Here is a 14,234-nt window from a genome sequence, read left to right on the forward strand (position 1 = left end):
CTTGATCGGTCGGCTTCGGCAGTTGGCGACGAAGCCGACTGCCGTCCGGTCGCCGACCGCCGAGCCGGTGAACGGCTATGACATTCTCACCACGGTCTCCGAGTTGCCGATCAGTACGTGGCGGTACGAGTGGGAACCCGAGCATGTACGCCACCTGGGTCCGATGGCCCAGGACTGGAAGGCTGCCTTCGGGCTGGGCGATAAAGACACGGTGATCCCGGCGGTGGATGCCAGTGGTGTCGCATTGGTGTGTATTCAGGCACTGCATCGGGAGATCGCGGAATTGCGGGCCGAGGTGGAACAGCTCCGATCTCAGCACTCGTCGGGGTAAGCCATGCTGGGCGCGGCCGGGGCGGGGACGTGGCCGGCCGGGAGCTGCCTCGACGTCGTCGCGCTATCTCGGCAGGAGCAGTCGGCGGTCGAGCATTGGCTGCCGGGCGCATGCTCGACCTCGCCGCCCGGAAGTGTCCACGTGGTCTCTCCGTTTCCGGCCACGTGATGAGCGAGTAACACCCTGCCCTGTTCGAAGCAGAGGGCGTACGCCGCGAACCTGAAACTCATGTGCCGAACCTTATTCCCGAACGGGTCGAGGTGGGCGGGCCTCGAGTGTGGCCCGGAGCCGGTCCGCCAGTTCTACAAGGATTCGACGATATCTCGTGTGGCGTCGCGATGAGTTTTGCCTTCCGGTGCAGTCTGATCTCCATGGGCACACTCATCTATGGCTTCAACGTCTCGGTGGACGGGTACATCGCCGATGCACAAGGCAATATCGACTGGAGCGATCCGAGCGAAGAACTGCACCAGTACTGGAACGACTTCGTGCGGGAGACCGCCCTGTCGTTCTACGGGCGGCGGCTCTACGAACTGATGGCCGCCTACTGGCCGACCGCCGACAAGGCCCCGGACGCCACCCCCATGATCGTCGACTACGCCCGTGTCTGGCGCGATATGCCCAAGGTCGTGTTCTCGCGCACCCTGGAGTCGGTTGCCTGGAACTCCCGCCTGGAACGCGGCGACCCGGTCGAGGTAGTGCGGAAGCTGAAAGCCGAAACCGACGGCAGGCTGGAGGTGGCCGGCGCGACGCTGGCCGCACCGATCGTGCAGGCCGGACTGGTGGACGAGTACCGGCTCGTGGTCGCGCCCACCGCCGTGGGCGGCGGCACCCCGTTCTTCCCGGCACTGCCGTCACGGATCTCGCTGCGACTGCTGGAGAACCGCACCTTCCCGTGCGGCACGGTCCTGCTGCGCTACGAGGCGAAACGGGACTGACACCGATGAGTTCGGGGCTCCCGGCCGGTCAAAGCTCGTGACACCGTAGGAAAGGACACCGCCATGTCGGAGCTTCTCGTGGACTTCATCACCTCGCTCGACGGCTACGCATCGGGGGAGGGATGGCCCGGCTTCTGGGGCCTCGAGGGCCCGGAGTACCTCGCGTGGCTCGGCGAGCAGCCCGAGGTCACCTACCTGATGGGAGCGAACACCTACCGCCTGATGTCGGGCTTCGCCGCCGGCGAGGTCCCGGATGGTCAGGACGAGTTCAGGCCCGAAGAAGAGGCGTCTGTCGATGAGCTCACGCAAGCGTCCAAGGTGGTGTTCTCCTCCTCACTCGAGGAGCCACTGACGTGGGCCAATGCCACGCTGGTCCGCGACGACGCCGTCGAGACGGTCCGCGCCATGAAGTCGAGTGGCTCGGGGCTGCTCAGCACGATCGGCAGCCTCAGCCTGAGCCGGTCCCTGCTACGAGCCGGACTCGTCGACCGCTTCCGGGTCGTGATGTTCCCGGTGATCACCGGGGCCACGGGCGCAGAACGTATCTACGACGGCTACCCGGACGTCGCCCTCGAGATGATCGAGCACCGGACCTTCGACGACCGCATCCAGCTGGTCGAGTACAAGCCCCGCGTGCTCGAGCACCCGCCGCTCGGCGCCCCTACGTAACGTCGCCCCGTCCGCTGTGTTCGCAGGTGAACGGCAGATCACCGCCAGCCGGCCGTTGAATCGCTGCGGGCGGGACCCTATCCGCAGCACCGCGCTGGACCGTCTCGGGCTCGCAGAGGCGCGCGTGATCCAGGGCGAGGTGGAGCATGCATGCCGCCCGGCCCGGCAACGGTTCAGGTCGCCGCCTTTTGATTCAGAGAGTCGCCCCTGACATCGGGGCCCTGCACCGGTCACAGGAGGTCGGTGAATTCTTGTGTGCCGACCACGGTGAGCAGGTCCAGCTTGTTCGCGCTGTCGGTGCCGACGGCTGGGGTGAACCAGAGCAGCCGTTGCCGGCCGTCTTCGCTGAACAGATTGAGGCAGTTGACTTCGATCAGGCCGAGCGCCGGGTGATTGATACGTTTGCGGTCGTTTCGCCGGAATGCCACCTCGTGAGCCGTCCATATCGCCGCGAACTCGGCGGAGCAGCTCAGCAGCTCGGAGATGAGCGAAGCCGCTTCGGAATCCGCGGCGGAGCGACGGCCCGCGGCGGCCCGCAGGTCGGCGACGAACGCGCGGGACTGGGTCTCGTGGTCGCTGTCGGGGTAGAGCCGCCGGGCTGCGGGATCGGTGAACCATCGGTACACAAAGCTCGCCCCCATGCCCTGCCAGCCGGACTGATCGCCGAGCAGCGCGACGGCCAGTGCATTCTGCACGAGCGTGACGTGTAGGTCGGTGATCACCTGGGCGGGCGTCGCGACCAGCCGGGTGAGCAGGTCGACCATTCCCGGATGGACGTGCGAACTCGCGGTGCCGTCGCGCGGCACCGGACGATCAGCGAGGTGATAGATGTGGTCACGTTCGTCGGCGGTCAGCCGCAACGCGCGCGCCAGCGCCGCCAGCATCTGTTCTGACGGCTGCGACCCGGCCCCGCGCTCGAGCTCGTTGTAGTAGTCCACCGAAGCCCCGGCGAGTTGGGCCACCTCGTCGCGACGGAGTCCGGGCACACGCCGTCGCGGCCCGGACACGAATCCGACGTCTTCGGGCCGGATGCGCTCGCGCCGGGACCGCAGGAACGCACCCAGCTCGGAGTACTTCGCGACGCTCATGACATACAGTCTGCGGCAGATCGGGCCTGCGACACAGGGGATGACGTCCCCTCGTACCCGCCGCCCACGCGGCCGATAGTGAAGAACATGACATCCACCGACACCGCATCGGGAAAGGCCGGACAGGTTGCCGTCGTCACCGGAGGTTCCCGTGGCATCGGGCGGGCGATCTCGCTCGAGCTCGCGGCCCGTGGCAGCACCGTCGTCGTCAACTACACGGACAACGCCGCCGCTGCCGGGCAAGCCGTGGCCACCATCTCCGCGGCGGGTGGCACCGCCCTCGCGGTCCGGGCCGACGTCGCCGACGAAGACGCCGTCTCGGCACTGTTCGACCGCGCCGAGGCCGAATTCGGCGGCGTCGACGTCGTCGTCAACTCCGCGGGCCGCCTCGCCCTGTCCACCATCGCCGATCTCGATCTGAATGTTCTCGACGCGATCCACCGCGTCAACATCCGCGGCACCTTCGTTGTTGCCCAGCAAGCCGCGCGGCGGCTGCGCGGCGGCGGCTCGTTCGTGAGCATGTCGACATCCGTGGTCGGCGCCCAGTTCCCCACCTACGGCGCCTATGCCGCCAGTAAAGGCGCCGTAGAAGCGGTCACGCTGATCCTGGCCAGGGAACTGCGTGGCCGCGACATCACCGTGAACACCGTGGCTCCCGGCCCGACCGCAACCGCGATGTTCCTGGACGGGAAGACCGATGAACAGATCACAGCGCTGGCCGAGAATCCGCCGCTCGAACGCCTGGGCACACCGGAGGACATCGCCCGCGTGGTCGCCTTCCTCACCAGTCCCGAGGGGCATTGGATAAACGGCCAGATCCTGCGCGCCAACGGCGGCATGATCTGACGCCGAGACCGCCGACATCACCGAATTTCACACCACATAAGGAGATCGTTATGCCGTTCGCCAACTTCAAGGTCCCCGCTGGAACCATCGACGACGAGGACAAGCGGAAGATCGTGGAACGCACCACCGAGCTGTATGTCGAGATCTACGGTGAACGCGCTCGCGCGACCACCGTCGTCCTCGTCGACGAGGTCGTCGACGGCGGCTGGGGAGTCGGCGGCAATGTGCTGACTGCCGAAATGCTCAACAGCAACACCTGATTCATTCGCAACTGGTCAGCGCGGGGTGACGAGCTTCGCGCTGCGGAGGAGCCACACCGCCGGGACCAGGCAGCACAGCAGCGCGAAGAGGCTCGCTTCCGGACCGAACACCCCACCGGTGAGCACCTCCGGTCCGGAAAGGACGGTGCGCAGCAGGCCGGGTTCGCCGTCGGCGCCGGATACCGCCGTGCCGAACACGCCGGACTCGGTGAAGTTCCAGGCGAAATGCAGGCCGATCGGCAGCCACAGCGACCGCGTGGCGGTGTAGGCAATGGCCAGCAGCGCGCCGCCTTCCACCGCGATGGCCAGGGTGCCCCATAGCGTGGCGTTGCTGTTGACCGCGTGAGTCAGACCGAAGATCAGTGACGAGACCGCGATCGCGACGATGCTGCCGCTCCGTTCCTCCAGGATGCGATGCACCACGCCACGGAACAGCAGTTCCTCGGTGACCGCCACCGAGGCCATCGAGCCCGCCACGCCCAGGCAGGCCCCGAACGAGCCACTGGTGACCTCGGCGTCGGTGAACAGCACCACGAGCAGCATCGTCGCGAGGAAGGCCCCGGCGCCGATGAGCACGCCGCGTCCGAGCCCGCTCCACCGCCCCGCGGCGGCCAGTTCCGTGACCTCCACCCGGTTCTCGACACAGCGGGAAAGCCATGTGTAGGCGAAGATCGCCCCGGCGGCCGCGCTGATCCCGAGGCAGAAACGCAGCACAGGCACATCCGAAACGAGCGTGTCCAGCCCCCGGGCGGCGATCAGCAACACGACCGTTCCGGCGAGCAGAACCGGCACCCGGAACCGCTGCATCGGCGGTTTCCGCTCGGTGGGGGTGGCCATGGAAAGTCCTCTCGCCGTTGTGCAGTACGGCGAGACTACGAACGAGCCGCGCCGTGCCACATCACTCCGCGGGATACTTTCCCGGTAGTACTCGAGAGTGACGCTGTACTGTCCGCTCGCTCTTCGGTCAGGTTCTCGGGGCGATGGTGCGCTCGGCACCTCGGGCTGAACTCCACACCGGACAGCGGCGCAACCGTTGTCGATCCCGGATCAACCGATCACGCCCTCGAGGCTTGACGAGGCGTGCAAGTCCGGCGTCGGCGGCATCGGTGAGAACGCGACGACCGCGTGCTCCCTGTTACTCGTAGACAAGGTCGTCACTATCGTGAACGACAAGGTCACCGTTCAGCCGCTCGGGATAGTGGCCTCGCGAATCGGAAAGGCGGCGTCGGATCATGGCAGAAGACCTGACCGTGTCTCGGAGGCTGGTGATACCCGCATCCGAGTTACGCGAGCGGTTCTCCCGCTCGTCCGGCCCGGGCGGGCAGCACGTCAACACCACCGACAGCCGGGTCGAGCTGTCGTTCGACCTCGCCAACTCGCCCTCCGTGCCGGAGTGGCTGCGCCCCCGGATGCTCGATCGCCTGGCCGGCCGCCTGGTCGACGGGGTAATCACGATCGCCGCTTCGGAGCACCGCGCACAGCTGCAGAACCGCGCAGCCGCCCGCGAACGCCTGGCCTCGATACTGCGTGACGCCGCTGCCGCCCCGCCGCCCGTTCGCCGCGCCACCAAGCCCTCGCGCGGCGCGAAGGAACGTCGTATCGCCGCGAAGAAGCGGCGCGGCATCACCAAGCGAAATCGCCGTGCCTTTCCCGACGACTAGCCAGATCAGTGTGTATCCGGCGCTGTGAAACCTGTGATCTGAGTAGAGTGATCCTGGGAGTGTGGGTGGCGGAAGGTGCTGAACGGTGAGCGATGTGCTTCTGGCGATAGATCCCGGGCGTGGTCGAGGGGGCGATCGGCTGGACGAGCTGGTCGGCGAGTTGCAGGACGACCTGTGCGAGATCAGGGGAGTGGCCGCTCGACGAGTGACGACCGGTGCCCAACCCGGGGAGAAGTCCGGCGCGGTGGAGCAACTCGGTCAGCTGCTGCTCACCGGCGGTGCCGTCGGAACGACAGCGTGGGCGATCCGCGATGTCCTGCTGCGGTTCATGGAGCGAACCAGGGCGGAATCGGTCACGATCAAGAAGGGGGACCGGGAGATCACCATCGTCCGGCCGGACCGGGGTCAGGTCGAGGCGATCGTCGAGCAGGTCGACGCCCTGCTGCGTGATGACTAGTCCGAACGGCCGGCGGCTTGCTCTTTTCGTAGCGAACGATACCTACCACTTCGACGGGTTGCCCCGGCTGTATGCACCGATTTCCGATGCCGAGCAGCTTCGGGAACTGTTGCGGGACCCCGAAATCGGTGAATTCCGGCCGACCGAGCTACTGGTGAACGAGTCCAAGGCGGAAATCGAGCGGAGTATCGAGCGGCTGTTCCGTGGGGCCGAACCGGAGGACGTCGTCCTGTTCTATTTCTCCGGTCACGGCCTGCGTACCCGGCAGAATCTGTATTTGGCCGCCGGTAACACCGATCCGCAGATGCCGAGTAGTACGGCTGTGTCGTCGGCATTCATCCGCGAGTTGATCCGGGAGTCCGCGGCCGCGGCCAAGATCATCATCCTGGATTGCTGCTACAGCGGAGCATTTCTCGGCACCGAAGTGATGAAGTCCGTGCCCACCATCGATGATGTTGCCCAGGATCTCGCGGCAGGCGACGGTATCTGTGTACTGACGGCGTCGAGCGCCGTGGAGACCGCCACCGAGCGCCGCGGCGGCGATTCGGCACCGCTGTCGGAGTTCACCTCGGCGCTGATCAAAGGAATCGACACCGGTTTGGCGGATCGCGGCAGCGGAAAAATCGGTGTGCACGATTTGTGGGTGTATGTCAGTGAGGAAGTTCGGAGCCGGACCCAGCGGCAGACACCGAACCATTACGGAGTGTTCCGGGACGAGGTGCATATCGCCCGCGTGCGGCGGCGGTACTCCACCATCCTCGAGGTCGGCGATCGGGTGCAGCTCGGCACACTCGTCGGCCGGCTCGAACAGGACTCGATCGGTGGATTGCGCGCCGCCAACTGGTGGGGTACGGGCAAATTGAAGGTTCCCGTGGGGCAGGAGCGACGCACCGACGGAGTTTCCGGCGAAACGGTGTGGCTGGATCTGGCTGCCGCGGACCGGAACCTGGTCATCGTCGGCCGTGCAGGCTCCGGGAAAAGCACATTCCTGCGTACGCTCGCAGGATCCTTGGCTTTGACCCATTCATCGGACGAGGCGACGCTGTATGTGCTGGAATCCGGTAATCGCCTGGGCTCGATGAGTGCGTTGCCGCATATTGCGAGTGCCGTAGGCGATGACGAGCCCGCGGATGTGGAGGCCGTTCTCGACCGGATCGCCGGTGAGATCCGCCGCCGCAGGAGCATATACCGGAAGCACAGTATTGATTCGCCGGCGAGTTTGCGGGCCGTGCGATCCACGCTCGCCGAGCCGGTTCCCGATATTTTCCTGTTCATCGACAGGCTGGAGGATTTCCGCGAGCACATCGCAGAATTCGACCGCCGAGTCAGGCATCTCGCGAGCGCGGGTCCGGAGTACGCCGTACATCTGGTGGTGACCGCACGTGACTGGACCGAGGTGCCCGGTGAACTGGCCGACTTGTTCTCGGCGCATATCGAATTGCGCTTGAATCGTCCGGAGGGCTCTCGCCAGCACCCGGAGCGCGCCGCTCGCCTTCCGGACGGACCCGGCTGGGCGTTGTTCAGGCAGCGGCCTTTTCGAATCGCCATGCCCGATCTGCGGGATCTGGACCCCGAGCTGCTGGCCCCGTCGGAGATATCCGATGGGGCAGCGGAATTGGTTGATCGGGTCCGGGGGCCTCGTCAGGCGCTGGCGGTCTCCGATGCGCAATACCCTCGGATCGAGGCCGACGTCGACTTCGCCGATCTGCTCGGACTGGTCCCGGGTGACGATCTCGATCTCGCGGTGCGGTGGCAGCCGCGGACCGGGCGCGACCGATTACGCGTACCGATCGGTGTCACCGCCACCGGCAATATTGTCGAACTGGATCTCAAGGAGGCGGCCGAAGGGGGAATGGGCCCGCACGGGTTGTGTATCGGTGCGACGGGTTCCGGTAAGTCCGAGCTCCTGCGCACGCTGGTGCTCGCACTGCTGACCACTCATTCGCCGGAGTCGCTGAACCTGGTCCTGGTCGATTTCAAGGGCGGCGCGACTTTCCTCGGCCTGGACGCACTGCCACACGTTTCCGCGGTGATCTCGAATCTGGAAGAAGAGCTCGCGCTGATCGACCGCCTGAAAGATGCACTGGCCGGGGAGTTGAACCGCCGGCAGGACGTGTTGCGCTCCGCCGGTCGATACGCCAATGCTGCCGACTACGAGAAGGCCAGGGCCGCGGGCGCTCCGCTCGAACCGCTGCCCGCACTGTTGGTCGTCGTCGACGAGTTCTCCGAATTGCTCACGCAGAAACCTGATTTCGCCGAATTGTTCGTCATGATCGGTCGGCTCGGCCGGTCGTTGCACGTGCATCTGCTGCTCGCTTCGCAGCGGCTCGAGGAGGGCAAGCTGCGCGGCCTGGAATCACACCTGTCCTACCGAATCGGTCTGCGCACGTTCTCGGCCAACGAGTCCCGGGCCGTTCTGGGAACCCCCGACGCCTACCAGCTGCCCGGTATTCCCGGCTCCGGCTACCTCAATGCCGGTACCGGCGAGTTGGTACGGTTCAAGGCTGCGTATGTGAGTGGGCCGGAGCGGCTCACCCCGGGCGCGGACACCGATAGCTTCGAGCAACGATCGGTACTGGACGCTGTTGTCGCCCGAATACCGGGGGACGTCGCGCCGTCACATCAACTGTGGCTGCCGCCGCTGGACGAGTCCCCGACGGTGGATATGTTGCTGCCCGAGCCGGATAGGTCCCCGCCGGTGGATCGGCACGACCAGGTGTGGATACCGATCGGCGTGGTCGACAAACCGTACGAGCACCGCCGTGATGTGCTGACCGTCGACCTGTCGGGCGCACGGGGCAATATCGCGGTGGTGGGCGGCCCGCAGTCGGGTAAGTCGACCACACTGCACACGATCGTCATGGCGGCCGCGGCTCGCTATACCCCCGAGCAGGTGCAGTTCTACTGCCTGGACTTCGGCGGCGGCACCATGGCCGGGCTGGCCGGGATACCGCACGTCGGTTTCGTGGCCGATCGGCGCGATTCCGACCGGGTGCGCCGGACGATTGCCGCATTGACCACTCTGCTGCGCCAGCGCAGCGAACGCTTCGCCGAACTCGGCATCGCATCGATGGCGGAATTCCGGCGGCGCACTATCGCCGCACTCGAAGGCGGCGCTCCGCCGGCGGTCGATCAATTCGGTGATGTGTTTCTGGTGGTCGATGGCTGGCGGACGATCCGCGACGAGTACGAACTGCTGGAATCGCAGATCACAGCGCTTGCCGGACAGGGCTTGCCGCTGGGTATCCACGTGATCATCACGGCCGGCCGGTGGTCCGAGATCCGGCCGGTGCTGAAAGACCGCTTCGGCACCCGGCTGGAATTGCGGCTCGGCGACCCGTCCGACTCCGACTTCGGCCGGCGTACGGCCCATCAGGTGCCGGTCGGCCGGCCCGGTCGTGGTATCACTGCGGATCCACTGCACATGCTGGTTGCGCTCCCCCGGCTGGATTCCGACTCGGACCCGGCCACCGTGACCGACGGGATGGCCCGCGGTGCCGAGGTGCTACGCGGCCGCTACGGCGACCGGCGTGCCCCCGAAGTCCGGATGCTGCCTGCGCATCTCCCGCGCGAGCAGGTGCTGGCGGCGGCCCGCGATCTCGGTATCCGATTCGGGGGGACAAAAGTGGTGGTCGGCCTCGGTGAATCCGAGTTACAGCCCGTTCTCCTCGATTTCGAGGCCGAATCACATTTCATGGCCTTCGGCGATGTGGGATGCGGCAAAACGACGTTGCTGCGCACCATCGTCGCCGGCATCACCGAATCCAATACGCCGAGTGACGCGGCGCTTATCCTGGTCGACTTCCGGCGCACCCTGCTGGGCGCCGTCCCCGCGGAGCGGCTTGCCGCCTACGCGACCGGTGCCGAGGGGCTCAAAACTAATATGCGTGATCTGGCAGCCCTACTGCAGTCGCGGCTGCCCGGTCCGCAGATCACCCCCCAGGAGCTGCGCGAGCGCAGCTGGTGGCACGGACCGGAGATCTACCTCGTGGTCGACGACTACGACCTGGTGGCGACCAGTGGCGACAACCCGCTGGCTCCCGTGCTGGAGTATCTGCCCCAGGCCCGCGATGTCGGGTTGCACCTGATCGTCGTGCGCCGGATCGGTGGGGTCGCCCGTGCCCTCTACGATCCGATTCTCGGTGCGTTGAAGAATCTCGCGGTAGAAACACTGATCATGAGCGGTTCCCGCGACGAGGGAATCGTGATGGGTGACGTCCGGCCGGCAAAACTACCGCCAGGCCGTGGAATCCTCGTCTCCCGCACGCGCGAGCAAGAAATAGTGCAGATCGCCCAGACACCCGGATGAGTAGCGCGCCGTATCCGGCAGCGACCGCGGTGCTCACCTCCCATCCGGCGTCGGCTACGGCGGAGTTGTTCGCTGCCGCCCCGTTCGTGGCGCGAAGAGTTACGACCGAGGCAGACGATGATCGGTGTGCTGTTCGCTGTCGACCCGATCTGGCAGGAGCCGACCCGTGGTGTGAGGATGTGGGCACATGCTTTGTTGGTCTCAGCCACCTCGCGGATGTGGGTTACCAACTGGTCGAATGAGGACGAGGGGTTGTCGTCGTGACAAGGGTGCCTCGGATAGACCGGTTGTCTCTGCAAGGGCACCAGGACAGCGGTTGGTGGACATGCAAATGGTCCTGAGTCGATTCAGCCGAACGCGACCGAGTGGTTCGCTGGAAGCGGCCGGTTCAATCCGGCGCCTGGCTCCGCTGACGGGTCAAACACCGAGATCGTCGCAGAGTTTCACGTAACGATCCAGGTAGTCGGGTGTAGACCGGTGGCCGCTCAAGCCGACCGTGTCGAACTCGTCCGAGCCCGGTGCTGCGATAACCCCCAGAACCCGTAGTGCGCTATTGATATTGTCGACCGGGCGTATGGGCCCACCGTCAACGGATACGACGGCCGCCTGCCCTCCTGCTCCTCCGAAGTACTCGGTAACCACCACTGCGAAGGTCGGCGCCGGTCGCGCCGCTATCTCCGCTGCCGCGACGCTGATGACCTTCTCGCTCGGGAACAGCAGTTCGCATGTATTCGGGGCAAGTTCGAAATACCCTTCGATCCCGAGCTTCGCCTGCCAGTATGCCGTGTAGTAGTGGGTGAGATGGAACAGCGTCAGGTCGCCTCGCAGCGCCATTGGGACCAGATCCCATCTGTCCACCGCATCGGCCTGGTACGGGCCCGTCAGAATCAATGCGGTGATCGCGTGCGCCACCCCTGCACCCTATCGCCGGTGTCGCGGCACCAGCGAGGAGCAGCCGTCGGCGCGCCCGTCGGCTCAGGCAGGCGGGTTCGACCGGGATCATGGATGCGGTCCGGGCGGGTGGCGAGATCAGCTGTGCCCGTGCGCGGGCGCAGGAACGGAACTATCCCATACCTTTCGAACTCTTCCGCCGTGATCTCCTGATCGGCCAGATCCGGATCCTGTAAGTCGATCGGCGGGTTGATGGGGAAGTCGTCAAGGCCGATCCGGACCGCTTCGCCGGTGTCGCGGACCTCGACCTGCCGGGTGCGGTAGCCGTCGGTGATCTCGGCCGATCCGTCGCGCTGCCGTACACAGGGATTCGACGGTGTCCACGTCGAAATCATGCGTACACAGGAGCAGGACCCTGAGATACTCGGCACCTATCGTCGTTCAGGAAAGGAATTCCAGGTGACCCCTGCCAGTGTTGTGCCGTTGCTCGGATCTGTCGCTGCCGCTGTGTCGGAGGCGATCGGCCGAGTCCGACCCGACCTGGCAGGAGCCGACCCAGTGGTGCGACGGTCCGATCGCGCCGATTTCCAATCGAACGCCGCACTGCCCCTGGCCAAGAAATTCGGAGCGAAACCCGCTGAACTGGCAGAGTCGCTGGTGCGGTCTCTCGACGCCGCGGATCTCGAGGCCGTCGGGTCCGTGACGCTGTCGGGCCCGGGCTTCCTCAACATCACCGTCACCGATGCCGCGATCTGGTCGCAGGTCTCTGCCCGGCTGGCCGATGACCGGCTGGGTGTCGCCGCCGACGCGGCCGGGCAGCGGGTGGTGATCGACTATTCGGGTCCGAATGTGGCAAAGGAAATGCACGTCGGGCACCTGCGGACCACGATCATCGGCGACAGCCTCGCCCGCGTTTTCGACTTCCTCGGGGCGGACGTGATCCGCGCGAACCATCTCGGCGACTGGGGAACCCAGTTCGGCATGCTCATCCAATACATCGACGAGCACCCTGAAACCCCCTGGCATCAGGACGACCTCACCGACCAACAGACCAGCGCGGTATCCGCCTTGGACACCCTCTACAAGGCCGCGCGAACCCGATTCGACGCCGACCGGGAATTCGCCGACCGGGCCCGCCGCCGCGTGGTCGCCCTGCAAACCGGCGACGAGCCCACAGTGGCCCGGTGGAAGGAGATCGTCGCCGAATCGGAGAAGGCGTTCGCCGGGATCTACGACCGCCTGGGGGTGCTGCTCACCTCCGGCGACTATGTCGGGGAGTCCTTCTACAACCCGATGCTGGCCGACACCGTCACCGAACTTCTGGACAAGGCCGTCGCTGTGGACAGTGACGGTGCGATCGTGGTGGCTTCGCAAGACGTGACCGGCCCCGGCGACACCCCCGCGGTGCTGATGGTCCGCAAGAGCGACGGCGGCTACGGCTACGACAGCACCGATCTGGCCACCATCCGCTACCGCATCACCACCCTGCACGCCGACCGGCTGCTGTACGTCACCGATTCCCGCCAGGCCCTGCACTTCCAGCTCGTTTTCGAAGCCGCCCGCCGGGCCGGCTGGCTCACCGCCGACGTCGCCGTCGACCACGTCGCCTACGGCACCGTCCTCGGCCCCGACGGCAAACCCTTCAAAACCCGCGCAGGCGGCACCGTCCGCCTGATGGACCTGCTCGACGACGCCGTCACCGCCGCCCGCACCGTGGTCACCGAGAAGAACCCCGGCCTGCCCGCCGCCGAACTCGACGCCATCGCCGAACAGGCCGGGATCGGCGCGGTGAAATACGCCGACCTGTCCACCAGCCGGATCAAGGACTACACCTTCGACCCCGCCCGCATGACCGCGTTCAACGGCAACACCGGCGTCTACCTGCAATACGCGCACGCGCGAATCTGCTCGATTCTGCGCAAAGCGGGAGAACTCGAAGGTATTTCGGTGGAACCGAGTATCACCCTCGAGCCCGCTGAACGGGAACTCGGTCTCGCCCTGGACGGGTACGGAACGGTCATCGCCGAGGTGGCCACCACGCTCGAACCTCATCGTCTGGCCGGCTACCTCTACGAACTCGCCCGCGCCTTCACGGGCTTCTACGACACCTGCCCCGTCCTCACCGCCACCGAACCCGTCCGCGGCAACCGCCTCGCCCTGTCCCAGCTGACCGCCCGAACCCTCGCCCACGGCCTCGGATTACTGGGGATCGCCGCGCCGGAGCGGCTCTGACCGAGAGGGTGCTGAGGAAAGACAATGTACTGACGTTTCGGTTTGCCGTCACCAAACCACCCCATCCCGGTCAGGTTGCCGGCGCTACTCACGAAAAATTATGGATAACTCGGTGTCCATCAACCGGGGTGAGCCTCAGACCGACTGCCCTACCCCGAAACTGGAACCCGGGCCGAAAACGGCAATCCGAAACCGCTCAGGCCGGCAGGCAATGCGCGCGAGGTATCGAGGCTGGGCGTAAGCCCGAGCGTGACGATTCCAAGTCAGATTTTCGTGTATCTGAAAGCCCACTTGGTAGCGTATCCGGGGCCATTGGATGCGCTATAGCACGGCTTGGTCACCGTCTTCAAAGGATGGGCCTGAGCAACTGCCATAGCGGATATGCATTTTGCTTTGGTGTCGTAGGTGGCGACGTAATCGGCGTTGGCTGTTCCGGCTAGTCCAACCGAAAGACTTGCAAAAGCAGCGACCGCTGCAATCGTTGTTCGGATACGTTTCATGATGTTCCCTCTCGTCGAGTTTAAATTCGGCTCCGGGCGTGCCGGTTAGGCA

At 65.8% G+C, this 14,234-nt stretch carries 13 protein-coding genes; 9 read left to right on the plus strand and 4 right to left on the minus strand.

Going from position 1 to position 14,234, the window contains the following annotated elements; translation table 11 throughout:
- Positions 1 to 22 precede the first annotated feature (22 nt).
- From ACIA75_RS35215 to ACIA75_RS35225, 3 genes are all read left to right on the plus strand, one after another.
- Positions 23 to 331, plus strand: a complete 309-nt coding sequence (locus tag ACIA75_RS35215) for a tail fiber domain-containing protein (RefSeq protein ID WP_397111409.1) — start codon at positions 23 to 25, stop codon at positions 329 to 331.
- Positions 332 to 702: 371 nt separating this feature from the next.
- Positions 703 to 1,269 carry a dihydrofolate reductase family protein gene (locus tag ACIA75_RS35220; RefSeq protein ID WP_397111410.1) on the plus strand — a complete coding sequence of 189 codons (567 nt, stop codon included), beginning with the start codon at positions 703 to 705 and terminating at the stop codon, positions 1,267 to 1,269.
- A gap of 63 nt (positions 1,270 to 1,332) precedes the next feature.
- Positions 1,333 to 1,938, plus strand: a complete 606-nt coding sequence (locus ACIA75_RS35225; protein ID WP_397111411.1) for a dihydrofolate reductase family protein — start codon at positions 1,333 to 1,335, stop codon at positions 1,936 to 1,938.
- 230 nt (positions 1,939 to 2,168) lie between these two features.
- On the opposite strand, the gene ACIA75_RS35230 is transcribed toward ACIA75_RS35225, so the two are convergent.
- The gene (locus tag ACIA75_RS35230) at positions 2,169 to 3,026 is read right to left on the minus strand and encodes a helix-turn-helix transcriptional regulator (protein WP_397111412.1); all 858 of its coding nucleotides are present in this window, start codon (positions 3,024 to 3,026) and stop codon (positions 2,169 to 2,171) included.
- Positions 3,027 to 3,113: 87 nt separating this feature from the next.
- On the opposite strand from ACIA75_RS35230, the gene ACIA75_RS35235 reads away from it, so the two are divergent.
- Together ACIA75_RS35235 and ACIA75_RS35240 are read left to right on the plus strand one after the other, a co-directional pair.
- The gene (locus ACIA75_RS35235) at positions 3,114 to 3,872 is read left to right on the plus strand and encodes an SDR family oxidoreductase (protein ID WP_397111413.1); all 759 of its coding nucleotides are present in this window, start codon (positions 3,114 to 3,116) and stop codon (positions 3,870 to 3,872) included.
- Between the two features lie 50 nt (positions 3,873 to 3,922).
- Positions 3,923 to 4,132, plus strand: a complete 210-nt coding sequence (locus tag ACIA75_RS35240) for a tautomerase family protein (RefSeq protein WP_397111414.1) — start codon at positions 3,923 to 3,925, stop codon at positions 4,130 to 4,132.
- Between the two features lie 15 nt (positions 4,133 to 4,147).
- On the opposite strand, the gene ACIA75_RS35245 is transcribed toward ACIA75_RS35240, so the two are convergent.
- Positions 4,148 to 4,969 carry a lysostaphin resistance A-like protein gene (locus ACIA75_RS35245; protein ID WP_397111415.1) on the minus strand — a complete coding sequence of 274 codons (822 nt, stop codon included), beginning with the start codon at positions 4,967 to 4,969 and terminating at the stop codon, positions 4,148 to 4,150.
- 395 nt (positions 4,970 to 5,364) lie between these two features.
- Here ACIA75_RS35245 and arfB point away from each other — a divergent pair, with 395 nt between their 5' ends.
- The 3 genes from arfB to eccCb all read left to right on the plus strand — a co-directional run bounded on the left by arfB (position 5,365) and on the right by eccCb (position 10,559).
- Positions 5,365 to 5,793, plus strand: a complete 429-nt coding sequence (gene arfB / locus ACIA75_RS35250) for an alternative ribosome rescue aminoacyl-tRNA hydrolase ArfB (protein WP_397111416.1) — start codon at positions 5,365 to 5,367, stop codon at positions 5,791 to 5,793.
- 85 nt (positions 5,794 to 5,878) lie between these two features.
- Positions 5,879 to 6,250: a hypothetical protein gene (locus ACIA75_RS35255; RefSeq protein WP_397111417.1), complete on the plus strand. Its 372-nt coding sequence runs from the start codon at positions 5,879 to 5,881 to the stop codon at positions 6,248 to 6,250.
- A complete protein-coding gene (eccCb, locus tag ACIA75_RS35260) occupies positions 6,243 to 10,559 on the plus strand; it encodes a type VII secretion protein EccCb (protein ID WP_397111418.1) in 4,317 nt (1,438 codons plus the stop codon). Before ACIA75_RS35255 ends, eccCb begins: the two co-directional genes overlap by 8 nt.
- Positions 10,560 to 10,976: 417 nt before the next feature.
- Here the strand turns inward: eccCb and ACIA75_RS35265 are convergent, their stop codons facing one another.
- Positions 10,977 to 11,471 carry a hypothetical protein gene (locus ACIA75_RS35265; RefSeq protein WP_397111419.1) on the minus strand — a complete coding sequence of 165 codons (495 nt, stop codon included), beginning with the start codon at positions 11,469 to 11,471 and terminating at the stop codon, positions 10,977 to 10,979.
- Positions 11,447 to 11,845: a hypothetical protein gene (locus ACIA75_RS35270; RefSeq protein ID WP_397111420.1), complete on the minus strand. Its 399-nt coding sequence runs from the start codon at positions 11,843 to 11,845 to the stop codon at positions 11,447 to 11,449. Before ACIA75_RS35270 ends, ACIA75_RS35265 begins: the two co-directional genes overlap by 25 nt.
- Positions 11,846 to 11,957: 112 nt before the next feature.
- On the opposite strand from ACIA75_RS35270, the gene argS reads away from it, so the two are divergent.
- The gene (argS, locus tag ACIA75_RS35275; protein WP_397111423.1) at positions 11,958 to 13,682 is read left to right on the plus strand and encodes an arginine--tRNA ligase; all 1,725 of its coding nucleotides are present in this window, start codon (positions 11,958 to 11,960) and stop codon (positions 13,680 to 13,682) included.
- The last annotated feature ends 552 nt before the right edge of the window (positions 13,683 to 14,234 follow it).

The organism is Nocardia sp. NPDC051750, assembly GCF_044453135.1.
In the GTDB taxonomy this organism is placed as follows: domain Bacteria; phylum Actinomycetota; class Actinomycetes; order Mycobacteriales; family Mycobacteriaceae; genus Nocardia.